The 25,388-nt window shown below is 53.3% G+C and carries 26 protein-coding genes; 18 read left to right on the top strand and 8 right to left on the bottom strand.

What is annotated here, in order from left to right; all coding sequences use genetic code 11:
* Positions 1 to 50 precede the first annotated feature (50 nt).
* From mnmC to gorA, 8 genes are all read left to right on the top strand, one after another.
* Positions 51 to 2,015, top strand: a complete 1,965-nt coding sequence (gene mnmC, locus HZ297_RS04620; RefSeq protein ID WP_178861833.1) for a bifunctional tRNA (5-methylaminomethyl-2-thiouridine)(34)-methyltransferase MnmC2/FAD-dependent 5-carboxymethylaminomethyl-2-thiouridine(34) oxidoreductase MnmC1 — start codon at positions 51 to 53, stop codon at positions 2,013 to 2,015.
* 102 nt (positions 2,016 to 2,117) lie between these two features.
* The gene (locus HZ297_RS04625; protein ID WP_178861834.1) at positions 2,118 to 3,107 is read left to right on the top strand and encodes a hypothetical protein; all 990 of its coding nucleotides are present in this window, start codon (positions 2,118 to 2,120) and stop codon (positions 3,105 to 3,107) included.
* 35 nt (positions 3,108 to 3,142) lie between these two features.
* On the top strand, positions 3,143 to 3,340 hold the full coding sequence (locus tag HZ297_RS04630; protein ID WP_178861835.1) for a hypothetical protein: 198 nt from the start codon (positions 3,143 to 3,145) through the stop codon (positions 3,338 to 3,340).
* Between the two features lie 14 nt (positions 3,341 to 3,354).
* Entirely contained in the window at positions 3,355 to 4,107 is a 753-nt protein-coding gene (locus tag HZ297_RS04635) for a competence/damage-inducible protein A (RefSeq protein WP_178861836.1), read from the top strand.
* A 73-nt stretch (positions 4,108 to 4,180) separates the two neighbouring features.
* Complete coding sequence (locus HZ297_RS04640; protein ID WP_178861837.1) at positions 4,181 to 5,374, top strand: BaiN/RdsA family NAD(P)/FAD-dependent oxidoreductase; 1,194 nt, start codon at positions 4,181 to 4,183, stop codon at positions 5,372 to 5,374.
* Between the two features lie 47 nt (positions 5,375 to 5,421).
* Complete coding sequence (locus HZ297_RS04645; protein WP_178861838.1) at positions 5,422 to 5,871, top strand: hypothetical protein; 450 nt, start codon at positions 5,422 to 5,424, stop codon at positions 5,869 to 5,871.
* 177 nt (positions 5,872 to 6,048) lie between these two features.
* Complete coding sequence (locus HZ297_RS04650) at positions 6,049 to 6,786, top strand: glutathione peroxidase (RefSeq protein WP_178861839.1); 738 nt, start codon at positions 6,049 to 6,051, stop codon at positions 6,784 to 6,786.
* Positions 6,787 to 6,885: 99 nt separating this feature from the next.
* The gene (gene gorA, locus HZ297_RS04655) at positions 6,886 to 8,241 is read left to right on the top strand and encodes a glutathione-disulfide reductase (protein WP_178861840.1); all 1,356 of its coding nucleotides are present in this window, start codon (positions 6,886 to 6,888) and stop codon (positions 8,239 to 8,241) included.
* Positions 8,242 to 8,333: 92 nt separating this feature from the next.
* Here gorA and HZ297_RS04660 read toward each other — a convergent pair whose 3' ends face one another.
* The 3 genes from HZ297_RS04660 to HZ297_RS04670 all read right to left on the bottom strand — a co-directional run bounded on the left by HZ297_RS04660 (position 8,334) and on the right by HZ297_RS04670 (position 9,795).
* Entirely contained in the window at positions 8,334 to 8,762 is a 429-nt protein-coding gene (locus HZ297_RS04660) for a PilZ domain-containing protein (protein ID WP_178861841.1), read from the bottom strand.
* Positions 8,763 to 8,911: 149 nt separating this feature from the next.
* Positions 8,912 to 9,355, bottom strand: coding sequence for a PilZ domain-containing protein (locus HZ297_RS04665; protein WP_178861842.1), 444 nt, complete (start codon positions 9,353 to 9,355; stop codon positions 8,912 to 8,914).
* Between the two features lie 92 nt (positions 9,356 to 9,447).
* Positions 9,448 to 9,795 carry a PilZ domain-containing protein gene (locus HZ297_RS04670; protein ID WP_178861843.1) on the bottom strand — a complete coding sequence of 116 codons (348 nt, stop codon included), beginning with the start codon at positions 9,793 to 9,795 and terminating at the stop codon, positions 9,448 to 9,450.
* A gap of 156 nt (positions 9,796 to 9,951) precedes the next feature.
* On the opposite strand from HZ297_RS04670, the gene HZ297_RS04675 reads away from it, so the two are divergent.
* Positions 9,952 to 10,482 carry a gamma carbonic anhydrase family protein gene (locus tag HZ297_RS04675; RefSeq protein WP_178861844.1) on the top strand — a complete coding sequence of 177 codons (531 nt, stop codon included), beginning with the start codon at positions 9,952 to 9,954 and terminating at the stop codon, positions 10,480 to 10,482.
* Positions 10,483 to 10,579: 97 nt separating this feature from the next.
* Here HZ297_RS04675 and aroE read toward each other — a convergent pair whose 3' ends face one another.
* Complete coding sequence (gene aroE / locus HZ297_RS04680) at positions 10,580 to 11,422, bottom strand: shikimate dehydrogenase (protein WP_178861845.1); 843 nt, start codon at positions 11,420 to 11,422, stop codon at positions 10,580 to 10,582.
* A gap of 90 nt (positions 11,423 to 11,512) precedes the next feature.
* A complete protein-coding gene (gene hemB / locus HZ297_RS04685) occupies positions 11,513 to 12,529 on the bottom strand; it encodes a porphobilinogen synthase (RefSeq protein WP_178861846.1) in 1,017 nt (338 codons plus the stop codon).
* Positions 12,530 to 12,800: 271 nt separating this feature from the next.
* On the opposite strand from hemB, the gene HZ297_RS04690 reads away from it, so the two are divergent.
* The 9 genes from HZ297_RS04690 to HZ297_RS04730 all read left to right on the top strand — a co-directional run bounded on the left by HZ297_RS04690 (position 12,801) and on the right by HZ297_RS04730 (position 19,971).
* A complete protein-coding gene (locus HZ297_RS04690) occupies positions 12,801 to 13,241 on the top strand; it encodes a hypothetical protein (protein WP_178861847.1) in 441 nt (146 codons plus the stop codon).
* Positions 13,242 to 13,537: 296 nt separating this feature from the next.
* Positions 13,538 to 14,899: a sulfite dehydrogenase gene (gene soxC, locus HZ297_RS04695; protein WP_178861848.1), complete on the top strand. Its 1,362-nt coding sequence runs from the start codon at positions 13,538 to 13,540 to the stop codon at positions 14,897 to 14,899.
* Positions 14,886 to 15,950: a c-type cytochrome gene (locus HZ297_RS04700; RefSeq protein ID WP_178862040.1), complete on the top strand. Its 1,065-nt coding sequence runs from the start codon at positions 14,886 to 14,888 to the stop codon at positions 15,948 to 15,950. The genes soxC and HZ297_RS04700 overlap by 14 nt, the downstream gene beginning before the upstream one ends.
* A 181-nt stretch (positions 15,951 to 16,131) precedes the next feature.
* On the top strand, positions 16,132 to 17,133 hold the full coding sequence (gene moaA / locus HZ297_RS04705) for a GTP 3',8-cyclase MoaA (protein ID WP_178861849.1): 1,002 nt from the start codon (positions 16,132 to 16,134) through the stop codon (positions 17,131 to 17,133).
* A gap of 38 nt (positions 17,134 to 17,171) precedes the next feature.
* Positions 17,172 to 17,420, top strand: a complete 249-nt coding sequence (gene moaD / locus HZ297_RS04710) for a molybdopterin converting factor subunit 1 (protein WP_178861850.1) — start codon at positions 17,172 to 17,174, stop codon at positions 17,418 to 17,420.
* A gap of 6 nt (positions 17,421 to 17,426) precedes the next feature.
* Positions 17,427 to 17,894 carry a molybdopterin synthase catalytic subunit MoaE gene (gene moaE / locus HZ297_RS04715; protein WP_178861851.1) on the top strand — a complete coding sequence of 156 codons (468 nt, stop codon included), beginning with the start codon at positions 17,427 to 17,429 and terminating at the stop codon, positions 17,892 to 17,894.
* Positions 17,895 to 17,967: 73 nt separating this feature from the next.
* Complete coding sequence (locus tag HZ297_RS04720) at positions 17,968 to 19,176, top strand: molybdopterin molybdotransferase MoeA (RefSeq protein WP_178861852.1); 1,209 nt, start codon at positions 17,968 to 17,970, stop codon at positions 19,174 to 19,176.
* A gap of 13 nt (positions 19,177 to 19,189) precedes the next feature.
* Positions 19,190 to 19,681, top strand: a complete 492-nt coding sequence (gene moaC, locus HZ297_RS04725) for a cyclic pyranopterin monophosphate synthase MoaC (RefSeq protein ID WP_178861853.1) — start codon at positions 19,190 to 19,192, stop codon at positions 19,679 to 19,681.
* 8 nt (positions 19,682 to 19,689) lie between these two features.
* Complete coding sequence (locus tag HZ297_RS04730; protein ID WP_178861854.1) at positions 19,690 to 19,971, top strand: GIY-YIG nuclease family protein; 282 nt, start codon at positions 19,690 to 19,692, stop codon at positions 19,969 to 19,971.
* Between the two features lie 86 nt (positions 19,972 to 20,057).
* Here the strand turns inward: HZ297_RS04730 and HZ297_RS04735 are convergent, their stop codons facing one another.
* The 3 genes from HZ297_RS04735 to HZ297_RS04745 form a co-directional block, all read right to left on the bottom strand.
* Entirely contained in the window at positions 20,058 to 21,830 is a 1,773-nt protein-coding gene (locus tag HZ297_RS04735) for a DEAD/DEAH box helicase (RefSeq protein ID WP_178861855.1), read from the bottom strand.
* Between the two features lie 370 nt (positions 21,831 to 22,200).
* On the bottom strand, positions 22,201 to 23,109 hold the full coding sequence (locus HZ297_RS12035) for a diguanylate cyclase (protein WP_178861856.1): 909 nt from the start codon (positions 23,107 to 23,109) through the stop codon (positions 22,201 to 22,203).
* A 36-nt stretch (positions 23,110 to 23,145) separates the two neighbouring features.
* The gene (locus tag HZ297_RS04745) at positions 23,146 to 25,278 is read right to left on the bottom strand and encodes an EAL domain-containing protein (RefSeq protein ID WP_178861857.1); all 2,133 of its coding nucleotides are present in this window, start codon (positions 25,276 to 25,278) and stop codon (positions 23,146 to 23,148) included.
* Positions 25,279 to 25,388: the final 110 nt, after the last annotated feature.

The following is a 25,388-nucleotide window of genomic DNA, read 5'->3' on the forward strand; positions in this document are numbered from 1 at the left end:
CCGCAGACCCGGCCTGTTGAGAATTTTAAGCGGTTTTAACGGAAACAATCATGAGTAGTGAAAAACTGACGGCGGCGCAGTTGGATTGGAGCGAGGCGCAGGTGCCCAAATCGCAGCAGTTTGACGATGTCTATTTCTCGCGTGACGACGGCGTGCAGGAGGTGCGTTATGTGTTTATGCAGCACAACGGTCTGCCGCAGCGTTTTGAACAGGCCGGGTCGTTCCGCATCGCCGAAACCGGCTTCGGCACCGGGCTGAATTTTCTGGTGGCGGCGGACGCCTGGCTGCAAGCGACGTCTGCCGGCGTGTTGCATTTCATCTCGTTTGAAAAGTATCCGCTGGCGCTGGCCGATCTGCAGCGGGCGCACCAGCATTACACGCCGTTTCAGTCGCTCTGCGAGGCGTTGCAGAAACATTATCCTGATCTGCTGCCGGGGTGGCATGATCTGTGGCTGGCAAACGGCAGAATCCGTCTGACGTTGTGGTTCGGTGATGTGCTTGCGGGGCTGCCGGAGTTGGATGACAGCGCGTGCGCCTTGATTGATGCCTGGTTTCTGGACGGCTTTGCGCCGGCCAAAAACCCGCAGATGTGGCAGCCGGCGCTGTTTCAGCAGATGGCGCGCTTAAGCCACGAACAGACCACGTTTGCCACTTTTACGGCGGCCGGCGAGGTACGTCGCGGTTTGGAAAAAGCCGGCTTTGCGGTCAAGAAAGCACGCGGTCATGGACGCAAGCGCGAGATGTGTCACGGCGAGCTGGCGCAGAAGCGGCCGTTCAGCTCAAAAGCGCCGTGGTTTGTGCGTCCGTCGGCGGCTCCCGAGGGAGAAGTGGTGGTGATCGGCGCCGGTCTGGCCGGTGCCAGCGTGGCGTATGCCCTGGCGCGGGCGGGGCGTAAAGTGCGGGTTCTGGAGGCGGAAACCGAAGCCGCACAACACGCCTCCGGCAACTGGGCGGGAGCGGTACATCCGTTGGTGACCGCCGATTGGAATCTGCGCAGCCAGTGGTATCTGCTCGGCTTTGAGGCGACTTTGCGCACGCTGTTGCCGTGGATTGAACAAGGCGAGATTGCAGGCGACCTTAACGGTTTGCTGCAGCTGGCGGTCAATGAAATCGGGCGCCAGCGGGTGCTGGAGGCGTTGGAGCGCGTGGGTTTGCCGGAGGATTTTGCCGTGTGGCTGTCGGCGCAGGAGGCTGCTGACAAGGTTGGCGGTGAGGTCTCTTCTGACGGGCTGTTCTTCCCGCGTGGCGGCTGGGTGAACCCGCCGTCGGTGGTGAAGCGCTGTTTGCAGCATCCCCATATTAGCGTGAACTACGGGCAGGCGGTGAGCGGTCTGCAGGCCATATCATCCGGTTGGCGGATCACGACGCCAAACGCGCAGTTTGAAGCGGCCTGCGTGGTGGTGGCCAGCGGTGCATTGGATGAACGCTTGAATGCGCTTTTGCAGCTGCCGATCCGGCCGGTAAAAGGTCAGGTGACCCACCTTGAGTCATCGATGCAGCATTGGCCGTTGCGCTGTACGGTGACGCATGAGGGCTATTCGGCGCCGTGCGGCAACGCTCGGGCGGTGACCGGCGCGACCTTTGAGGCGCCCGACATGACGACGGATTTATCCGTGCAGGGACATGCCGCGAATTTGCAACAGGCGGCTTCGGCTATGCCGACGTGGTTGTCGACTACGCCCGAGCAGGTGGACGGGCGCATCGCCTTCAGGCCGACCACGCCGGACCATCTGCCGATTGTGGGGGCGGTGGCCGATCCTGAGTGGATGCAAGGCGCCTATTTGAGTCAGTCGCATACCCATGCGCTGTACCGTTATGCGCCGCAGCGTTATCAACCCGGCCTGTTCGTTTCGAACGGACACGGGCCGCGCGGTTTGATGTCGGTTTTTCTGGCGGCGGATCTGCTCGTCGCGGAGATTTTGGGAGAGACGTTGCCGATGCCGTTGTCGCTGTATCGCGCCACCCATCCGGCACGCTTTGCGATTCGCCAGTGGCGCAGCGGCAAGGCGCTTTAAAATGCGCTTAGGCGGTGATTATTCTTCATAAAATGGTATGATGAACCGCACTAAGTATAGGGCCTAATAAGTATAGAGTCTTAGGGAGGAGAAGAGGTGAAGTTGCCTAAGTTACTTCAGCAGCTGTGTGTGCTAGGTATGTGCTTTGGAGCCATGGGGCTGGAAGGCTGTGCGGCCAATGTGCCCGATGCGGCGGATGAACTGCCGGTTGTGCAGGAGGTACAGGGTTTTTCCTATGGCTTTGCCCGGGTGTCCTTGATTGACCATCCCCAAGAGGCGCTGGCGATGGCGACCGAACAAGCGCAACAGCAGGTGCTTGCGCGTTTGAACCTGCCGTTTTCTGCCCCTGTATATCACTCTCAGCTGGAACGTCAGTTGCGCGCAAAAGCGCAGGCGCATTTGCCGCAGTGGTCTTTGCCCGCGCCGGAGGTGGTTTCCAGCCGCGTCGACGATAAAAAGGGCGTGGTGACCGTGGAGGTCGCGTTGGCGCATGCGCCCTTGTTGCAGCAGATTCAGCAGAAGATGGACGAGCTCAACCAGCAGTTGATGGCGTACCGTTTTATGACGCAATCGGGCAGTCGTTTTGATCAGCTCAAGCAGCTGGCGCCCGCTCTGCCGCTGGTGGAAGCCTATAAGTTCTGGCAGGGCTGGCAGCAGCGTTTACAGCCCGATTTGAAAGAACACAGCAGCATAGCCGCCATTCTGGATCGACGCTTCACGGTATTATGCCAACAGTTCTCGGTGGTTATCGATCCATTGGTGGTCGAGGCGCAGGATTATGAGACGCCCTTTATGCAAGCCTTGCGCGATTATGGCATAGAGGTGAGTGCCAAAGGGCCTGATCTGCATTTTGAGTACGATATTGAATTAACCGATGAGCGTTTTGCGCCGCCGCCGATGCAGATGCGCGCCAAGGTGGTGATTAAGAGCACCTTGGGGCTGCCGGTGGCGCAGTGGCAAAGTGAAGTGGCCGCGGGCAGTGAATGGAGTGAGGATGCCAAACGTGCGGTGATTAATGATCTGGCGATGCAGGTGTTTTCGCATCTAACGGAAATCTTGTCAGAAGACGCGGCTGCCGGGTCTTCTTTGTGACTGTCTGAAACGGCATCGGAACGGGGGATGCGTATATGTTTGGTAAACTGATTATGCTTTTTTTGCTGGTGGGTTTGATCGCGCTGGCGGTGATGTTTGACTGGTTTGGCAGCCGCGATTTGGCGCTGCAGGGGTTGGACGGCGGCAAGGTGGTGGTCGAGAAGCTCGCAGAGGTGGGGGACAGCGTCAGCCATGTGCTGGAAACCATGCATCAGGACAAGGACAAACCCTAAGAAAATGGACGAGGATGGCTGTGCTGCAACGTATTAGTTTGTTTATTATCGGTGATGAAATCCTCTCGTCCAAACGCCAGGATAAGCATCTGCTGCAGGCCAACGAGCTCTTGAAACCGCGCGGCTTGGCGGTCAGTCGGGTCACGATGCTGGGTGACGAGCCGGAGCTGCTGACGCAGATGCTGCAACAGAGTTTTGCCGAAGGCGGCATTACCTTTTGTTTTGGCGGGATTGGCGCCACGCCCGATGACCGCACCCGGCAGTGCGCCGCCAAGGCGCTGAATTTGCCGTTGGCGCGTCACCCCGCGGCGGTGGCCGAAATTGAGGCGCAGTTCGGTGCCGATGCCTATCCACAGCGAATCCGCATGGCGGAGTATCCGCAAGGTGCGGCGATTATTCCGAATTTTTACAACCGCGTTCCGGGTTTTTCGATCAGAGACCATCATTTTATGCCGGGTTTTCCGATGATGGCCAAGCCGATGATGGAGTGGGTCTTGAACAGCTACTATGCCGATTTGCAGCAGCCCGAGCGCGTCGAAAAAGCCTTGCGGCTGATTGACGGGCAGGAGTCCGAATGGGTGACGTTCATGGAGGCGTTTGAAGTGCGTTTTCCGGAGTTGCGCTTGTTCAGCTTGCCGAGCATTGGTGACGATGACCGCCGTACCATCGATCTGGGTGTGGAAGGCTTGCCGGATCTGGCGCAGCAGGGTTATGAAGCCCTGGTGGCCGAGGCGGAACGCCGCGGCGCGCAATGGGTGGCGATTTAACAGGCCTCAGGATCTTTATTTTTATGTTTCTCTTCAATGCCGGTGAACCCCGGCCTGTTCGGTTTTAAAAAGCATGACTGCAACCAGTTTGCCCCGTGAGTGGGATGTAATCGTTTTGGGGGCGGGAGCCGCCGGTTTGATGTGTGCCGCCACAGCGGGCTATCAGGGTAAACGGGTTCTGGTGCTGGATCATGCGCCCAAGGCGGCGGCCAAAATCCGCATATCCGGCGGGGGGAAATGCAACTTCACCAATTTGAATGTCACGCCCGATCATTACCTCTGCTCCAATCCCCATTTTGTAAAAAGTGCGCTGTCGCGTTACCCTTCGAGTGCGTTTATTGAACTGGTGGAGCGTCACGCTCTGGCGTATGAACAGCGCGAACTGGGCAAATTGTTCTGTGTCGAGCGAGCCTCCGATCTGATCGCCATTTTGCGTCAGGAGTGTGATTGGGCCGGCGTTGAGGTGCTGACGCACACGCACATCGAAGCCGTTTCGGCCTTGCCTGACGGCGGGTTTACGCTGAGCACGTCGCAGGGAGAGTGGCAGGCGGCCAAACTGGTGGTGGCCACCGGCGGTTTGTCGTTTCCCAAGCTCAAGGCAAGCGGTTTGGGTTATGAACTCGCCCGGCAATTCGGGTTGCAGGTGACGCAGTGTCGTCCCGGCCTGGTGCCGTTGAGTTTTGCGGGCAAGTGGCAGCAGCGCTTTGCGGACTTAAGCGGTCTGTCGCTGGAGATGGCGGTCACCGCGGGCGGCAGAACCTTTAATGAAGCGGTGCTTTTCACCCATTTCGGGTTGAGCGGGCCGGGCATTCTGCAGGCCTCCAATTATTGGCTGCCCGGCGAGCCGATTGTGCTCAATACCCTGCCGAAACAGGATGTGTATGCTGCGTTGCTGAGTTTGAAACGCAGCGGAGCCGGCCTGTCCAAATTTTTGGGACAGCATTGGCCGAAACGTTTTATGCAGTTCTGGTTGGCGCTTTATCCGTTGGAAGGGGAGTTGGCGAATATTCCCGACGAGCAGCTGAAGCAGTATGCCCAGCAGTTGACGCAGTGGACGCTCTATCCGGACGACACCGCCGGTTACGACAAGGCGGAAGTCACCCTGGGCGGGGTGGATACCGATGAAATCTCTTCCAAAACCTTTGAGGCCAAAAAACAGCCGGGGTTGTATTTTATCGGCGAGGTGCTGGATGTGACCGGGCAGTTGGGCGGCTACAATTTTCAGTGGGCCTGGGCTTCTGCGGTGGCCTGCGGCTTGGCGTTATAGTTTCGCGTTATAATGATGCGCTCACTCACGATTGGACACGGATTAACATGAATTTATTGAATTTGGACGCTCAGGCGCGCGCCGCGTTTTCGGATACGGTGAAAGGCCTGATTCAGAAACATCGCATTGATCCCAAAGAGATTTTTTTGAATGTGCTGGAAAGTACCGAATCGCCGGAGATGAACTATTGGATGACGATGGTGCTGGTGCAGGAGCATTTTGTGTCGCCGCAGCTGGAGGTGGGCAAGGATGCCTCGGGCGAACCCGTTAAGGCGTTGCAGGCGGCCTGTCTGTTGCAGAATGTCGGCGCGGTGGCGGCGCTTCTGGAGTTAAAAGGCTTCAGCGGTTCGGTGACGGATCGCGATTATCAGCTGTGCGCGCGGATTGCTTCGCAGCATGAAGACCAGGCGGTGTTGGGTTTGCTGATGAAGTATGCGCAGGAGAAAGAGGTGTTAGAGCCGTTTATGCGCGCTTTACAGGGAACAACCCTGCAATAAATGGGTTTTTGATAGTGACAGGCTATTAAAATATTTTATACAATCAATTTTACTAATTAACTGGGTTTTTCTAAACTAGCATCCACGTCATCGTTATGGTGGTTTGAAAAATTAGGTTTTGTAAAGTAAAGTTGTACAAGTCATTGTTTCAACGCAATTCAATCAGAGGATATAAAAATGGCATTACCAAACAAAGAAGGTCAACGTGTTCCTAACGTCACATTCCGTACTCGTCAGAATGGTGAGTGGGTTAATGTAACGACCGATGAAATTTTCAAAGGCAAAACAGTTATCGTATTCTCACTGCCAGGTGCGTTTACACCAACCTGTTCATCAACTCACCTGCCACGTTTTAACGAGCTGGCACCGGTTTTCTTTAAAAACGGCGTGGATGAAATCGTCTGTATGTCGGTCAACGATACCTTTGTTATGAACGAATGGGCGAAAGACCAGGAAGCCAACAATGTGCGTCTGATTCCTGACGGCAACGGTGAGTTCTCGGAAGGCATGGGCATGCTGGTGAACAAGGAAGACATCGGTTTTGGTATGCGTTCATGGCGTTACTCGATGCTGGTGAAAGATGGCGTAGTTGAAAAAATGTTCATCGAGCCGGAAGTACCGGGTGACCCGTTTGAAGTCTCTGATGCGGACACGATGCTGAACTACATCAACCCGAATGCCAAACCGCCACGCGTTGCGACTATTTTCACCAAACCGGGCTGCCCGTTCTGCGCGAAAGCGAAAGCGATGCTGGAAGATAAAGGCATTTCCTACGAAGAGATCACGATTTCTAACAGTGGTGTCACGTCTCGTACGCTTCGCGCGATTGCCAATGCCGGCACAGTACCGCAAATCTTTATTGAAGGCGAGTACATTGGTGGTTCTGACGACCTAGAGGCCTACTTCGCTAAATAAGGTTGAAGACCATCTTAGCGGTGGTTTGAACTGCGTAGCTTAAAGGGTCGAACTATTTCGACCCTTTTTTGTTAAGGGCCTTTAGATAAGGGATGATGTATGAAATATGATTATGATTTGATTGCGATCGGTGCCGGCAGCGGCGGCTTGTCAGTCGTAGAGCGAGCGGCCGAGTATGGCAAGAAATGCGCCGTTGTCGAAGCCAAGAAATTGGGCGGTACCTGCGTAAACATCGGTTGTGTGCCGAAGAAAGTCATGTGGTTTGGGGCGCATATCGCCGAAGCCTTGCGTGATGCGCCGGATTTTGGCTTTGCAACGGAAACCAAGGGATTTGATTGGGCCACTCTGGTGGCCAAGCGCGAACAGTACATCAAAAACATCACGACCTGGTACGACGGTTATATGGCAGACAAAGGCGTGGATGTACTGCACGGTTGGGGCAGTTTTGTCGATAACCATACGGTCGAAGTGGATGGTAAGCGTTACACGGCCGAGACGATTGTGATTGCGCCGGGCGGCAGACCGACGATTCCTCAGGAAACCGAAAACGGCGACCTGGGGATTACCTCGGATGGTTTCTTCCAGCTGACGGAACAGCCTAAAAAAGTCGCGGTGATCGGCAGCGGCTATATCGCCGTGGAATTGGCCGGCGTGTTTCAGGCATTGGGAACCGAAACCAGTCTGTTGAGCCGCAAGGATTTGGTGTTGCGCGGTTTTGACGACATGATTCGTGAAACCCTGACGGATGCGATGATCACCGCAGGCATCCATAAAGAGTATCATTTTAAGGTTAAGAAGCTGATTAAGGCCGCAGACGGCACGATTACGGTTGAAAGCGAGGACGGACAGCATTTGGAAGGTTTTGACCAGGTGGTGTGGGCCGTCGGCCGCGAAACCCTGATTGAACCGCTGAAGCTGGAGAATGTCGGCTTGCAGGCAAACGGTCGGGGCTTTATTGACGTGGACGATTGCCATAAGACGGCGGTGGATAACATCTACGCGATTGGCGATGTCACCGGTCAAGCGCAGCTCACGCCGGTGGCGATCCGCGCCGGACGTTATCTGGCGGAGCGTTTATATAACAACAAGCCGCATTTGAAGCTGGATTTGAGCTCGGTACCCACCGTGATCTTCTCGCACCCGCCGGTCGGTACGGTCGGTTTGGCGGAACACGATGCGCGTAGCCAATATGGCCATGACAATATCAAGGTGTATACCTCAACCTTCACGCCGATGCGTTATGCTTTCACCTCGCATCAGATCAAAACCGCTTTGAAGCTGGTAGTGGCCGGTGAAGAGGAGAAGGTGGTGGGCATCCATATTGTGGGTGACGGTGCCGACGAGATGCTGCAAGGGTTTGCCGTTGCGGTGCAGATGGGCGCGACCAAAGCGGATTTGGATGCGACAATTGCGATTCATCCTTCGAGTTCGGAAGAACTGGTGACAATGCGTTAATAACAACGATTGAGCATCTCTTAAATAAAAAGGGCGGTACGTTTAAAACGTCCCGCCCTTTTTGATTTCCGCATGAAAGCAATTTGTTTGTGTTAGCTCTCGGGGTTCATTCCGGGATGGTAATCCGGGTCATGCGTTTTGATTGTGCCGAATTCAGTATGCAGGTCGGCGAGTTTTTTGAGCATCTGGCGAAACTCGAATGTCACCTGATGGACTTTGGCGCCTACCATAAATTCGCCGTCCTCTTCGACGATGCGGGCGATTTCGATTGGCAGTGCAATGGTGGTATCGATCACTTCTTGCGTGAGGCTGCAAAACTGTTCGACACTGCACACGATGTCCACTAAATCACCGACTTGCAGAGGCACGGCGCTTAAAAAACCAATGCCGCTCGCGGAGATATTGACGATAGTGGTATAAATTTCTTCATCGTCGCGAATCATTACCGAGCTTTTATAGGTGGCAAAGCGCGGTGCGCAGCGTTTGTCTTGGGTGATATGGTGAATAGCGCTGTTGGGCATACTTAACCTAAAGAACTTAATAAAATCGTTCTTTCACTATACCAAAAAAAGCAGTGTATAAACAACCGGTTAATGCCAATAGAGTGTAATTTATGCGTAATTGGTCATTTAAACTGAAAAATGAAGGAATCCGTTTTTCAACAGGCCGGTTAGGTTTGGGTCGGCGCGTCTTCGTTTGGTTCTGGCGGGCGAACAATGCCCAAGGTGGCTTGCATGTCGGCAACGCGTTTCAAAATGGCGTGGTACTCTTCGGGTACTTTGCGTAATTTCACACCGACCACATATTCGTCTTCGGCTTCACTGACTCTGACGACTTCGATAGGAAGATGCAGCATGGACGGCTGTGCCGTCTCTTTACTTGCCTCATTGAATTGGCTGAGGGTTTCAATGTTATAGAGCAGGTCGTCCTGTTCGCCCGGTTGCAGCTCAATCGCACACAGTAAGCCGAGGCCGCTGGCGGAGAGGTCGATAATAGTCGTGTAGATTTCCTGATTTTCGTGGAGAAGCACAGAGCTTTTATAGGTGTGATAACGAGGTTCTCTGCGTTTTTCTTCCGCAGAATCTTCATTAGGAACGGTATGGTCTTCGGTCATCAGGCACCTCGCAGGGTCAGAGAAAGCGTTAGGCAGGTTACCGTTTTGATTCTAACGCTAATATTCACCATAAATCAATGGAATATGGTTGATCAGGCAGAAGCCAAGGATTCATAGAGGCTTAGATAATCCCGGTTCGGGAAATCGAGTTTGACGCCGATATGGCTTTGGGATTGCAGTTTATAGCAATGTTTGACTTCTGCTTTGAACTGAAATGAGGTGATTTGCTGGGGGGCGGCGATATCGAAATGCACCTCGACGCGTTCATGGCGCGGGATTTCGATATCCGCCATAAACCCGATGCCGTGTTTGGAAAAATCGGTCATAACGGCGTACAGCGTTCGCTCGTTAATAATTAAAATAACGGGACGGCTGGATGGTAGGCGTTTTGCCATGCGTTTTTCGGTGGTGATCTGAGGATTCAGGTTGCTTGCAGTCATGGTGGGCCTTTTACTTAATTTGATTACTATCCTAACGATAAACGGATACGTTCTAAAATGAATAGTTTTTAAAGCGCATAAAAAGAAATTATTAAAGGGTGTGCTGGGGCCTGGCTATAATGCATTGAAAACAAATATGAGTTAATGGGAAGAAGTATGGCAATAAGAAGTTATCGTGGTATTTTGCCGCAATTGCATGAAACTAGCTGGGTGGATGAGTCTGCGGTGGTGATTGGCAAATGCCGCTTAGGCGAAGATGCCAGTATTTGGCCCAATGCGACCTTGCGCGGCGATGTGAATGACATTGTGATTGGCGAGCGCACCAATATTCAGGACGGTTGTGTGCTGCATACCACCCATGAAAGCGCTACTTCAAAGGGTTCCAAATGCATTGTCGGCAACGATGTGACGGTGGGCCACAATGTGGTCTTGCACGGCTGTGTTATCGAAGATGAGTGTTTGATCGGCATGGGCGCGGTGGTGCTGGATAACGCCGTGGTGCAGAAACAGGTGTTGGTCGGCGCCAACAGTCTGGTGCCTCCCGGCAAGGTGTTGGAAAGCGGTTATTTGTATGTGGGCTCGCCGGTTAAACAGGTAAGAGCGCTTACCGAGCAGGAGATCGCCTTTTTCAAATATTCGGCAGAGCACTACGTTAAATTGAAAAATGATTATGTAGCCGAAGCATAATGGCACCCTCGCAGAAAGCCTTGCGGAAAGACTTTGGGGGCGGTTGGTTATTCCGCGGATCCCCGGTTTTTTGAGCGGGCTGGCGGCCTTTAACTGATCAGGCTTTTGCCGAAATCAGTTCTCTTACCGCGTCGATAACCGGCTGGGTTTGCGGGCGCACGCCGCGCCAAAGGTAAAAGGCTTCCGCGGCCTGACCGACCAGCATGCCCAGCCCGTCCAGGGTTTGGCAGTTGGGTTGGGCGCCTTTGGCCCAGTTTAAAAACACGGTCGGTTCTGCAGCGTACATCATGTCGTACACCAGGGAGTGCGTGCCGATCACGTCCGTGCTGATCGGCGGCAGTTTGCCTTCCAAGCTGGCGGAAGTGCCGTTGATAATAATGTCATAGTGCATTACAGGAATGTCCTCCCAGCCGCTCGCCGTCATCGGAATGGCGCTATCGAAACGCTCCCCCAATACCTCCGCCCGTTTGGCGGTGCGGTTGGCAATATGGATGCTCGCCGGCTGTTTTTCCAACATGGGTTGCAATATTCCCTGCACGGCTCCGCCGGCTCCCAGAATCAAGACGCTTTTCCCGGCAAACGGGCGCTGGCCGTTGATTTCGATATCGTTGACCAAACCGATGCCGTCGGTGTTGTCGCCAAAGGTCGTGCCGTCCTCTCTGAACATAAAGGTGTTCACCGCCTGGGCTATCTCGGCACGCGGCGAACGTTCGTCGGCATATTCAAAGGCGTCGAGCTTGTAGGGTACGGTGATGTTAATACCTTTGTAGCCGCGGCGCTTGAGGTCTTCCATCGCCCAGGCAAAGCTGGTCTCTTCGCTGTCGATCAGAATGGCTTCATACACCAAATCCTGTTGGGTCTGTTCGGCAAACAGGCGGTGAATCAGCGGCGATTTGGAGTGGCTGATGGGAAATCCCACCACGGCATAGAGATCGGTCATGGCTAGCGGTTCCGAAAAATCGTGGATAAAAACTCAACAGGCCGGGTAGTGAATAAACTTACCCGGCCTGTTGAGTTTAAAAACGTTGAATTACAAAGGTTGGTTAGCGTCTTCACGCAGCCAGATGGCGGCGAGTTTGGCGTAATAGGTCAGAATGCCGTCGGCGCCGGCGCGTTTGCAGCTCAACAGGGTTTCCAGGACCACGGCGCGTTCGTCAATCCAGCCGTTCTGCGCGGCGGCCTTGATCATCGCGTACTCACCGCTGACGTGATAGACATAGGTCGGCGCTTTGAATTCGTCTTTGACGCGGCGCACAATGTCCAGATAGGGCACGCCCGGCTTGACCATGACCATATCGGCGCCTTCGTTCAAATCGAGGCTGACTTCGTGCAGCGCTTCGTTGCTGTTGGCCGGATCCATCTGGTAGGTTTTTTTGTTGCCTTTGCCGAGATTGGCGGCCGAGCCGACCGCGTCGCGGAAAGGCCCGTAATAGGCCGAGGCGTATTTGGCCGAATAGGCCATAATGCGGGTATTGATGTAGCCGTGGTCTTCGAGCAGTTCGCGGATTTCGATAATGCGCCCGTCCATCATATCGGAAGGGGCGATGACATCCGCTCCGGCTTCGGCGTGCGACAGCGCCTGCTGCATCAACACATCAATGGTGTCGTCGTTCAATACATAACCGTCTTCGTCGATAATCCCGTCCTGACCGTGGGTGGTGAAAGGGTCCAATGCCACGTCGGTCATCACGCCCAGATTCGGGCAGGCCGCCTTGATGGCGCGCACCGCTCTTTGTGCCAAGCCGTCAGGATTGTAGGCCTCTTCCGCCTCCAAAGATTTAGCCTCGTCCGGCGTGACCGGGAAGATCGCGATCATCGGAATGCCCAGCGCATAAACTTCTTGGGCTTCGGCAACCAAAAGGTCTATACTCAAGCGCTCTACGCCGGGCATGGACTTGACCGGTTCGCGCTTGTTGTGCCCCTCGATGACAAACACCGGTAGAATCAGGTTGTTGGCGGTGAGCACGTTTTCGCGCATCAAGCGGCGCGAGAAGTCGTCCTTGCGCATACGGCGCATACGGGTAATCGGAAATTGGCGATCAATCATGGTAGAGAACCTTTATTACCTGACGCATCGTTGTTGGATTGACACGATGCGGCGAAATCAAAACTTGGCTTGAATGATACTATTCATGAGAGCTTTGCACGAGTGGGGTGCGCGAAAAAAATGAGAAAAAATTGACCTGATTGAGATGAAAAACGCAGTTAATAGCCGGCTATTGACAAGGTTTTCAACGAAAAGCAGGGCAATTTTAGCCATTTTTATGCGTACAGCCATTTCGTGTAAAGGTCTCTTTAAAAAGGAAAGGATGCATAAGGTGGCGGAACAGCTTGAATACGTGTTTTTTGATGAGGCGTTGGCGCAACGCTTTAGCGCGTTTTGTAAACCCATGGTGACGGAGGTCAGCCTGGTCACGGAGCAGCTTCATCCGGAAGAGACTTCGTACTGCGTTCAGCTTCACGGCGAGTTTGACGAGGCGTGCAGCGAGCAGATTGAAGAGTTCTATGGTGAACTGTTCTTTGGCGAGCAGGCTGCACAGATTGAAGGTAACGGTACCGAAGGTGCATTGGCCGATGCATGCGGCGTGCAAGTTCAGCTTCAGTCGGGCGAGTTCACCACCGTGGCGATTGAACCGGAGATTATGAACAAGATTCTGTCCGTATTGACGGTTGATGAGTTGCAGCGTTTTTTAAGTCAGGTCGCCGAAGATATCGAAAACCCGAAAGCCGGACCGATTTGTTGTCGCGCACCGCGTTGAAAGCCATCAAGCAATCTTGGTGTTGACTGAATGGCGCGATTTGAAAGCGTTGTAGAGTTTTCTACCGGTCGCCGATTGCTTGCCGATTGCTTAAAGGCTCATAAAAAAATTATATAAGTGAATTCTAATTTTTGTTGGCCATTTGCTTGAAGTATTTAGTTTTAAAACATATCATTACCCGTCAGCATTAACGTATTGGTGTCCGTATTGTGTGCACCATGTTAGCTAATAATAAATATAAACTCTTGAATCTGGGGTGTTGTTGCTTGGCAACAAGATCAATCAAGGAGCATTAAATGACAGATCAAATCGTAGAAAAGGTTGCGGTTCAGACAGAAGAAAGCCGTAACCAAAGCCGTCGCGCCTTCCTAAAAGGTAGCGCGGCTGTAGCTGGAGGTGTCCTTTTCACTAAGGCCGCTTCTGCTGCCGAAGGTGCTGGTTATGACCCTAAGAAAGCCGTAGCGCCATACGCTGGTAAGCCAGAAATCACTGAAGTGTTGCAAGATGGTGCGGCGCGTAAATCTCTAGGTTTCGGTGTTCGTAAATACCCATACGGCATGCCTTCTCCATTTGAAAAAGAAGTTCAACGTCGTACCCTTGAGTGGTTGACTCCAGATTCGATGGCTTCTATCACCATGACTCCGCTGCAAAGCTTGCACGGTATCATTACACCAAACGGTCTGCACTTCGAGCGTTTCCACGGTGGTGTACCAACAATCAACCCTGATGAGCACCGTTTGGTAATCCACGGTTTGGTTGAACGTCCATTGATTTTCACTATGGACGACCTGAAGCGCTTCCCATCTATCTCTCGTATCCACTTCGTTGAGTGTCCTGCTAACGGCGCGATGGAATGGAAAGGTGTTCAGTTGAACTCTGTTCAGTGGACCCACGGTATGATGTCTTGTGTGGAATACACCGGTGTACGTCTGTCTGACCTGTTGAAAGAAGCGGGTATCAAGCCAGAAGGTAAATGGATTATCCCAGAAGGTGCGGATGCAGCTGGTTTGACACGTTCTATCCCAATCGACTTGGCAATGGACGACTGCTTCGTTGCTTACGCACAGAACGGTGAAGCGTTGCGTCGTGAGCAAGGTTACCCAATCCGTTTGGTTGTTCCAGGTTGCGAAGCGAACATGTGGGTTAAATACCTGCGTCGTATCCAGGTTCACGATGTGCCTGCACAGCACCGTGAAGAAACCTCTAAGTACACTGAGTTGATGCCAGACGGTACTGCACAGCGTTTCTCTTGGTACATGGAGCCTAACTCTGTAATCACTTACCCATCACCAGACTTCAAAATGCAAGGTCCTGGCAAGTACTATGTACGTGGTCTAGCTTGGTCTGGACGCGGTAAAGTTGCCCACGTTGACGTTTCTTTCGACGGCGGTAAGAACTGGAAAGAAGCACACTTCACTTCTCCTGTTCTGGACAAGGCTTGGACGCGTTTCGAGATCGAATGGAATTGGGATGGTTCAGAAGCGTTCCTGATGAGCCGTGTTACAGATGAAACTGGTTACGTTCAGCCGCCAATGCCGCAAATGCGTACTTTGGAAGGTACAAACAACGTATATCACCGTACCGCGATGGTTACATGGCGCGTGCATGCATGGGATGACGGCAAAAACGGAGGCATGATTGAAAATGTTCAGTACTAATAAAACATTGGTTGCAGCAGCGGTTGCAACGCTATTTGCCGGTTCTGCAAGCGCGATGAGCGGAAGCTCTGACGGTGCATCTGGTGAAAAAATTAACGGTAAATATGCCGCTAACTACGAAGAGATCATCCGCGCTGCTGATGGTAAATACCTAGATGCCAAAGTTATCGAAGCGATTTTGGGTAAAGATGCAACTTACGGCCGTGACGGTCTGGAAGGCAAGTTGGATCCAGCTAACCCTTACTCTTTCGAAGTGGAAGACAGCATTGACGGCGGTAACCACGGTAACGCACAGTGTAAGATTCCTGCCGCTTTCGTAGAAGTTCACGACAGCGCTAAAGCCAACTACTACAACGACAGCAAGTTCGTTGCTAACGGTTTCGGTACGCCTATCGCAGAATCTGCATTGGCTAAGTGGAACATCGTTGTTGACGGTGACGGTAAAGGTCTGCCAGATCCATCAGTCGGTATGACGGTTGAAGAAGGTGCAAAAATTTACGTTCAGTTCTGCGGTATGTGTCACGGTGAATTCGGTGAAGGTGCCAAAGGTTACCTGCCATTGGCGGTTGACGAGAACCTAGTTACGTCTGCATTTGATGATCCGGCTCCGATGAAAGCCGTCGGTAACTACTGGCCATATGCAACCACTCTGTTCGACTACATCCGTCGTACAATGCCTTTCTGGACACCTAACGCACCGTTCATCGGTGACAAAGGTTACATGGGTATGACTGGTTACATCCTGCAATCTAACTATGTTAAGTTGGATGAGAACGGCACTGAGATTCAGGACGACGATTTCTTCAACTCTGAAATGTTGATGAAAGCCAACAAGTTCATGAAGAATCAGGGTAACTTCTTCTGTGACCACCGTCCAGTTATCCATAACGAGCGTTGCATGACTAACTGCCCAGACGCGCAGGTTGGTGATGGTAAAGGTGATATCCACCATTACAAACAAGCTCGTCGTCTGCCAGACGGAACTCCTCAGTATAACGTTCCACAACGTATGCATGAAGATCCGCCAGGTGTAGGTCACTCTGGTATGTAATCTCCGGATTACAAACTTGATCTCAAGACAAAAAGCCCGCAATTTGCGGGCTTTTTTATTTCTATAACATCAAAAAAATCAATGGGATACTATAAAAGTATTATTGAATTCTAATGTGCTTTTCGAGTAGAATGCGTTATTCCCGAGTGACTATAGCGTTGCTCCGAAAAGAGTTTTAAAGATGAAAAAAGAACTGATAGATCCGTTTAACCGAAAAATCGAATATGTCCGCGTATCGGTTACCGACAAGTGCAATTATCGCTGCGGTTACTGTATGCCGGAACAAGGGGTGCATCCCGAAGGCATGCATACGGAATATCTGTCGTATGATGAGCTGGCACGCATCATTCAGGCGTTTGTGAATCTGGGCGTGTCCAAGATCCGTCTGACCGGCGGCGAGCCGCTGGTGCGCAAGAATTTAGCCGGCTTTGTCAAACAAATAAACGCATTTGAGGGGCTTGAAGACATCGCCCTGTCGACCAATGCACATCATCTGGCGCGTGAGGCGCAGGCATTGAAAGAGGCCGGCCTGAACCGCGTCAATATCTCCATCGACTCGTTAAAAGCCGAGCGTTTCAATAAGATTACCCGCGGCGGCGATCTGGTGAAGGTACTGGTCGGAGTGGACAAAGCGCTTGAGGTGGGTCTGAATCCGGTCAAGTTTAATATGGTGGTGATGCGCGGCACCAATGACGACGAAATCGAAGCGATGGTCGATTACGGACTGGAAAAAGGTGTGGAAGTGCGTTTTATCGAAACCATGCCGATCGGCCCGGCCGGTATCAGCATGATGGATCAACATTACGCCGCCGACAAAATTCTGGCGCGGATCAAAAAACATGTCGGTTCCGATTTGATTCCGTCAACCGGACGTACGCACGACGGCCCGTCACGCAATTACACCATTGCCGGTACGCAAACCCGCATAGGCGTGATTTCAGCCGTTTCGCAGCACTTCTGCGAAAGCTGCAACCGCGTGCGTCTGACCGCACGGGGTGTACTGGCGTTGTGTCTGGGACAGGAGGATGCGGTGGATTTGCGCACCCCTTTGCGTCAAGGAATTTCCGATGCTGAACTGCAGCAGATGATTGTTCAGGCCATCGCCAAAAAACCGGAACGTCACTTCTTTAATGAGAACGTGCATAACATCGAATTTAGACAAATGGTGCAGTTGGGCGGCTAACGGCCAGCCCGCTGATTAGCAAGATTGAGGAAGCAAGTATGTTGAATATTTTGTATTTCGCCAGCTTTAGAGAAATGTTGGGTACCGCCAATGAAGAGTTGCCGGCTACTTACCAGACAGTGAATTGCCTGATCAACGAGTTGGCGGCACGCGGCGACAGTTGGCGCCAGGCGTTGCTGGATAACCAGAATCTGCAGATTGCCGTCAACCATGATGTTGCCAGCCGCGATACCATGATTAAAGCCGGCGACGAAATCGCCTTTTTCCCACCGGTCACGGGCGGTTAAACCCAAATGACAAGTTACCCGCATATTAAAATCCAGAGCGAAGATTTTGACCTGACCACGGAAGTGGCCAAATTGCGTCAGGGCCACAAGGATATTGGCGCGGTGGTTTCGTTTGTGGGCACCGTGCGCGACATCAACGAAGGCGACGAGGTATCGGTGCTGGAGTTGGAGCACTATCCGGGCATGACCGAAAAGGCGCTGGAAAAAATCCGCCTGGAAGCGCACGAGCGTTGGGCGCTGGAGTCGAGCGTGATTATCCACCGCATCGGCAAGATGTATCCGTGCGATCAGATTGTGTTGGTGGCCGTGAGCAGCCGCCACCGCGAAAACGCCTTTTATGCGGCGCATTTTATTATGGATTATCTGAAAACCAATGCCCCTTTCTGGAAGAAGGAAACCCTTCCGGACGGCAACGAACGCTGGGTTGACGCACGTATCAGCGACAAGGAAGCCGAGCAGCGCTGGGCCTCCTAAGCGCATAACCACAACTTTATCTACACGAATCTGTCTTCCCCACGCATGCGTGGGGTTTTTTTGAGTAAGCCCTATGAAAACATTCGACGAAGCCCTCTACGCCCTGCTGTCCGACGTGCAGGTAACCACCCAAACCGAAATTATTAATGTCGCCGACGGACTGTTGCGCATTCTGGCCGAGGACATTGTGTCGCAGGTGAATGTGCCGCCGCATGATAACAGTCAGATGGACGGTTATGCGCTGCACAGCTACGATCTGGAGCACGCCAACACCTTTGCGGTCAGTCAGCGCATTGCCGCCGGTGAAATGGGAGCGGAACTGCAGCCCGGCACGGTGGCGCGCATCTTCACCGGCGCACCGATTCCACCGGGCGCCAACCAGGTGGTCATGCAGGAAGACACCGAAATGGTTGACGGCGGGATTCAGATCAACGTCAATGCCAAGCCGGGCGACAATATCCGCAAAAAAGGCGAAGACATTCAGGCCGGAGAGGTGATTCTCAAGGCCGGAACGCGTTTGCGTCCGCAGGAATTGGGATTGATCAGTTCCATTGGCATCGGTGAAATCAAGGTTTACCAACCGTTAAAAATTGCGACCTTTACCACCGGAAACGAACTGCTGGAGCCGGGCGAAAATCCGCAAGAAGGCAAAATCTACAATGCCAACCGCTATACGCTCAGCGGCCTGATTCCTCAGCTTGGCTTTGAACTGATTGACCTCGGGCGTGTTGCCGATACGTTGGAGGCCACCATCGCAGCGATGAAAAAAGCGGCGGCTATTGCCGATGTGGTCATGACCACCGGTGGGGTGTCGGTCGGCGAGGAAGACCATATCAAACCTGCGTTGGAAGCTTTGGGCGAAATGCATATGTGGAAGGTCAAAATGAAGCCCGGCAAGCCGATCGCCTATGGCAAGATCGGCGTGGAAAAGGGCAAGGTGCCGTTTATCGGTCTGCCCGGCAATCCGGTTTCCGCATTCGCCACCTATAAGCTGTTTGCCCGTCCTTATCTGATGAAGATGCAGGGCGCAAGCGAATTGAGCAGCCGTCCCATCTGGCTGAAAGCCGATTTCAGTTGGCCAACCGCCAACTTCCGCCGTGAATTCCTGCGCGCGCGACTCGTTAATAAACGTCAGGAAACGGTGGTGGAAATCTTCCCGCATCAGGGTTCCGGTGTATTGATGTCGGCCTCCTGGGCGGAAGGTTTTGCCGTGATTCCGGAAGACACCGTCATCAAGCCGGGCGATAAAATCGCCTTTTACCCATTCAGCACTTTTGTTTGATTTAGGAACCGATATGGCAAACGAATTGACTCATTTAGATGAAAAAGGCCAGGCACGCATGGTCGATGTCGGCGACAAGGCGCATACCCAGCGTGAAGCGACCGCCTGCGCCACCATCTACATGCAGCCGGAAACCTTGGCCATGATTGTCGAAGGCAAACACAAAAAGGGCGACGTCATGGCCACCGCGCGCATTGCCGGCATTATGGCGGCCAAGCGTACGCCCGACCTGATTCCGATGTGCCATCCGCTGATGATCACCTCGGTCAAGGTCGAACTGACCCCCGATATGGAGCGCAGCTGCGTGGATATTTCCGCAACCTGCAAAACCGTCGGCCAGACCGGCATTGAAATCGAAGCGCTGACCGCCGCCTCCATTGCCGCACTGACGCTCTATGATATGTGCAAAGCGGTGGATCGCGGCATGGTCATCGATCAGGTCAAACTGCTGGAGAAAAAAGGCGGCAAGTCCGGTCATTGGCAACGTCAGGGCGACGAAGTTTAAGGCCGAAAATGGCTGCCGAAAAAACTCAACAGGCCGGGTGTGAGGGCTGGTGCGTTTATCTGTTACGCTGCGCCGACCAGACGCTGTATTGCGGCATTACCAACCAGCTGCAAAAACGGCTGCGCCAGCATAACGGTGAACTGAAGGGCGGGGCGCGTTATACCCAAGCGCGCCGCCCCTGTGAGCTGGTTTATCAAGAAGCGGCAGACAACCGCCAAGCCGCCTTGCAGCGCGAATACGCCATCAAACAACTCAGCAAAGCCCAGAAAGAAGCGCTGCTACTGCTTTAAAAATTCGAGGCAATAAAAACAAACAGGCCGGGTAGGAAAGTTTCCTACCCGGCCTGTTCAGTTTTTAACGCGTGTTTTTGTGCGGTTTATTTGGCAGTCAAACGGCGTGGTTTACCTTTGTCTTTGCCCGCTGGCTTTTTGGCACTGTTGAAGCGTTTTGGGGCGCTTTCGCCAATGGTTTTGACCTTGCTGATATTGAGCTGCTGGCCGCAGACCCAGGCTTTTTTGAGGTCATTGACGGCGTCTTTAGGCATGTCGGCCGGTAGGTCGACCATGCTGTAGCTGTCTTCAATCTGCAGTTGGCGGATGAATTCGCTTTCGATGCCCGCTTCGTTGGCGATGCAGCCGACGATATTGCCCGGACGCACGCCGTGGTTACGACCCACTTCCAGACGGAAACGCGCCATGCCTTCGTCAGGCGCGCCAATCACGCGTTCGCGGCGTGGACGTGGTTCACGCTGTTCGCGATCGCCACGGCGCGGACGCTCGTCGTCATTGAAACGCTCGCGGTTGCGCTCGCGCGGTGCGGCTTCCTTATGGGCGCGCTCGTCCAGGAAGAACGGCACATCGCCTTGCAGCAGGCGCGCCAGACCGGCGGCCATTTCCAGCACCGGAATATTGTGATCGCGTTCAATCTCGGCCAGCAACTCTTCATAGAATTGGATGTCGTCCTGCTGTGCGGCAGTGATAATGCGCTCTTTGAAACGCATCACGCGGTTGGCGTTGATGTCTTTTGGCGAAGGCAGTTCCATCATCGGAATCTGTTTGTTGGTGGAGCGTTCAATCGAACGCAGCAAATGGCGTTCACGCGGTGCCACAAACAGAATCGCGGTTCCCGAACGGCCGGCACGACCGGTACGACCGATACGGTGCACGTAGGATTCGTTGTCGTGCGGGATGTCGTAGTTGATAACGTGGCTGATGCGCGGTACGTCCAAACCACGGGCCACGACGTCGGTCGCCACCAGAATATCCAGCTTGCCGGTTTTCAACTGGTCGACAATGCGCTCACGCTGGTTCTGGGCGATGTCGCCGTTCAGAGCGGCAGCGGCATAACCACGTGCTTCCAATTTCTCGGCCAATTCCACCGTGGCGGTTTTGGTGCGCACGAAAATAATCACGCCGTCTTTGTCTTCGTGTTCCAGAATGCGCGTCAAGGCGTCCAGTTTGTGCAGGCCGCTGACCAACCAGTATTTCTGATCGATGGTGGTGGCGGTGGTGGTCTTCTGCTTGATAATGACTTCGGTCGGATCCTGCAGGTAGGTGCTGGCAATGCGGTGAATTTCTTTTGGCATGGTGGCCGAAAACAGCGCGATCTGACGCGTGTCAGGGGTGTGTTTCAATACCCATTCCACATCGTCGATAAAGCCCATGCGCAGCATTTCGTCGGCTTCGTCCAATACCAATGTTTTCAGTTCGTGCAGTTGCAGCGTGCCTTTTTCGATGTGGTCCATGACGCGTCCAGGCGTACCCACGACGACGTGCACGCCGCGTTTCAACGCGCGAATCTGCGTGCCGTAATCCGAACCGCCGTAGATCGGCAGCACATGGAAGCCTTTCATGTGGTGGGCAAAGCTCTGGAAGGCTTCGGAAACCTGGATGGCCAATTCACGGGTTGGGGCCAGCACCAGCACTTGCGGGTTTTTGGCTTTAAGATCGATCATGCTCAACACCGGCAGGGCGAACGCGGCGGTTTTACCGGTACCGGTTTGTGCCATACCCAGAATGTCGCCGCCGTTTAGCAGGGTTGGGATGGCTTGTGCCTGAATCGGGGATGGGGTTTCGTAACCGATTTCGGAGATGGCTTGCAGCACTTCCGGACGCAGGTTAAGTTGATCGAATTTGATTTCTGAGGACATTATTTTTCCTTAAGACACTTGGTCTAGTGGTTTGCCCTGGAATAAATATGGCCTGTTTAAAAACGTCAAGTTCAGGTCATCGAAAGCCGGAAACGGCTTTTTTCGTAGAAGGGAAAAGATCCCTGTACGGAGTCGTTCAGTTATTCTGGGGCAAAAGTTCATAAAGTGAGCACTTTTGCGGCAGATAACTTCGTGTGAAGGGTAGGAAAATCGATTCCAAATTCACAAGAGATGGGCAAATGGCTCAGGAGTTCTGTTTGCGGATCGGCTAGGGGATTTTTTGATCAAGCCGAATTTACGCGGCGGATTATATTAAATTATTAAATTTATTGCAAAAAAATTTTAATTGCCGGTGGCAAGTCAGAAACGCTTAAAGCGATACGGTACGATTGCGGCCGCTATTTTTGGCTTGGTAGAGCGCACGGTCGGCTCGGTCTATCAGCGCTTTCATACTGGTATCGGCAGAGGTAAGTTCGCTGATCCCCACGCTGATGGTGATGGGATTTGACATGCCAACGACTTGCGCAAGCTGCTGTTCGATACTTGTGCGAATGCGTTCGGCGGTAATAAAAGCGTCTTGCCGATGGGTGGAGGGCAGCAAAATCACAAATTCTTCACCGCCAAAACGCGCCAGCAGATCGTTGGCGCGTAACAGCGGGTTGCAGAGTTGGCTCAGTGATTGAAGTACGGCATCGCCCTGCAAGTGGCCGAAGGTATCGTTGAGTTGTTTGAAGTGATCGATGTCGAACATTATCAGCGATAGGGTATGGCCGTAGCGTTGGAATTCTGCAAAGTGTTCTTGAAGCGTTTCCATGAGCTTGCGACGATTATAGAGGCCGGTTAGCGGATCGGTCTGCGTGGCGTGAAGCAGTTCGTCCTGCAGCAGTTTGCGTTGCGTAATGTTGCGCGCAACCCAAATCACGGCCTTTTTGCCCTCAATTAAGTTTGGAAAAGGCTGAATATGCCCTTCAAACCAGATCATGCCATCCGGGCCGGTTTTGTCTTCGAGGCCTTTAACCTGTTGTGCGGAAAGGGGATATTCGACTTTGATCAATCTTTCCTGATGCAGCGAGAGATGGACTTTCTCCATAATCCAATCGGCAACGTCTTTGGGCAATACCTCATAAAGAGAGCTCCCGACCAAACCGTGACCGTCGTGGTAGTAGCCCGGATCGGAATGGCCGAAAAGCCCGGCGTAAAAGGCGTCTTCGGTTAGCAGGAAAACCGGGTCGGGCAGCGCGTTTAGCACCATAACGAGTTGTTCGGTTGAAAGTTGCACTGGGCGTTTGTCTCCTGTGACCCGGCCTGTTGAGTTTTATTGCGCGCGTTGCAGGAATTTCTCTTCAAATTCAATGGCGGGTATGGGTTTGCTGTACAGGTAGCCCTGGATCAGCAGGTCGTCGCACTGTTGACGCAGAAAGTCGGCCTGCGCCTGGGTTTCCACGCCCTCGGCGACGACCGCGAGGTGTTTGGTTTGCGCCAGCTTGAGTATCGATTCGACAATGGCGACATCATCGGTGTTGTCGGGGATGTGGCGGATAAAACTTTGGTCGATCTTGAGTTCGTGCAGCGGCAGTTTTTGCAAGTAACTCAGCGAGGAGTAGCCGGTGCCGAAATCGTCGATGGAGATTTGGAAGCCGAGACTGACAAGGTGTTGAATCTTTTGCAGCGCCAGCAAGGTGTTGCGGATCAGCACGCCTTCGGTCAGTTCGAGCGTAATGACGTGCGGATCGACCTGCGTGAATTTGACCAGACCGATGACCAGTTCGACAAAACTCTGTTCGTGAAACTGGATGGGGCTGATATTGATGGAGATGCGTATCGGCTGCTGCTGGCCGTAGGTTTCATTCCACGCCCTGGCCTGGATAAAGGCTTTGTGCATGACCCAAAGGCCGATTTTAATGATCTGGCGGCCTTCTTCGGCAATCGGAATGAATTCGTTGGGCGGCACAAACCCGAGACTCGGATGGAACCAGCGCAGCAACACTTCGGCGGCAACGGCCTCTCCCCGGGCGTTCATCTGCGGTTGGAAGTAGAGCTGGAACTCCTGATCCAGCTCGGAGTGGTTCAGGGCTTGCAGCATTTCCAGACGTTGCTTGGCGGTTTCGCACAGGCGGCTTTCAAATTGAAAGACCTGATTGCCGCCGAGGTTTTTGGCTTCGTGCATCGCCAGGTTGGCGTAGCCGATGAGTTGATCGGATTGGCCTTGGCTTAAATCCGGTTCAAACAGATAAACGCCGACACTGACGGAGCAGTGTAGGGTGCGGTTTCTGAGGGTGTAGCGGTCATCCAGCGCATCTTGCAGTTTATAAGCCGTCGATAAGGCGCTTTGCTGGGCTTCTTCGGCATCCTGGCTGATCTCTTTGAGCAGGATGGCAAACTCGTCGCCATCCAGCCGCGCCACCAATGCATCGGCAGGAACGAGGGCTTTGATCTTTTGCGCCACCAGAATCAGCAGCTGGTCGCCAATCGCGTGGCCGAGTGTGTCGTTAAGGATTTTGAAGCCGTCCAGATCCAGCATGATCAGCGCGGTGTGGCTCTGGGATGCCGGCAGATTTTCAAGCGTCGCTTCCAGCTGGTTATGCAGCAGCGCGCGGTTGGCCAGGCCGGTAAGTTTGTCGTAATAAGCGAGCCGTTCGATTTCGCTGCGTGCTTCATGGATGTCGGTAATGTCCTGCAGCACGCCGATAAAGTGTTCGATATTGCGGTTTTTATCGGTCAGCATCGATACGCTCAGCACGGCATGGAACTGGGCGTCGCTGGAGGCGCTGATCTGCACCTCGCCGCTCCAGCAACCCTCATGCAGCAGCGATTCCATGACGCTGCCAAACGGCACCTTGAGCGTGACCTGCTTTTTCAGCCAGTCTATATAGGTCATGCCTTTAAGGGCGTCCGGATTCAGCCCGGTATAGGCGCAAAAGGCGTAGTTGGGCTGGGTGATGTACCCTTGGGCGTTGGTGATGAACTGGCCGGCGTAGCTGGCATCCATCAGGCGCATTTGCGCTTCGGCCTGGATTTGGATGCTGAGGTCTTTAATGTGAACCAGCAGGTTATCGAGCTGCTGCTGGCGGTTTCTGATCGGATAGGCGCGCAGCTTGACCGGTACGCTGCTTTTCACGTTCTGATCGGGTGCGGTAATCCACAGGACTTCGTCGCAGGTGCAATCTTGTGGATGGTGCAGACAGCGTTGCAGCCAGGCCTGCAAGTCAAAGCGTTTGGTTTGGCGTTTTTGACTGTAAAGCTTGAGTTGCTCGAAAAAATGGTCGGTATCCGCGGTATGCAGCAGGGCTTGGGCTTGGGTGTTGATCAGTCGCGGATGCAGGGCGCTGGAAAAGAGGATGAGGCCGTCTTCAAACGAGTCGGCAATCTGTTGCTTCTGGTAGTGATGCGCCTGATTAAGCTCGGCAATCAAAGAGATGATTTCACGGTTGTGCTGGGGCGCTTTCATGCTTTAGGCGGTATCGTTTAAACGCGATCATTACCGCATAATACACTAACTTTTGCGATGCGTGACCGGTAAAATTGCTTATCGAATTAAATAAAGATTTTATGCGGCGA

Origin of the sequence: Thiomicrorhabdus cannonii (assembly GCF_013391695.1) — a bacterium.
Classification (GTDB): Bacteria; Pseudomonadota; Gammaproteobacteria; order Thiomicrospirales; family Thiomicrospiraceae; genus Thiomicrorhabdus; species Thiomicrorhabdus cannonii.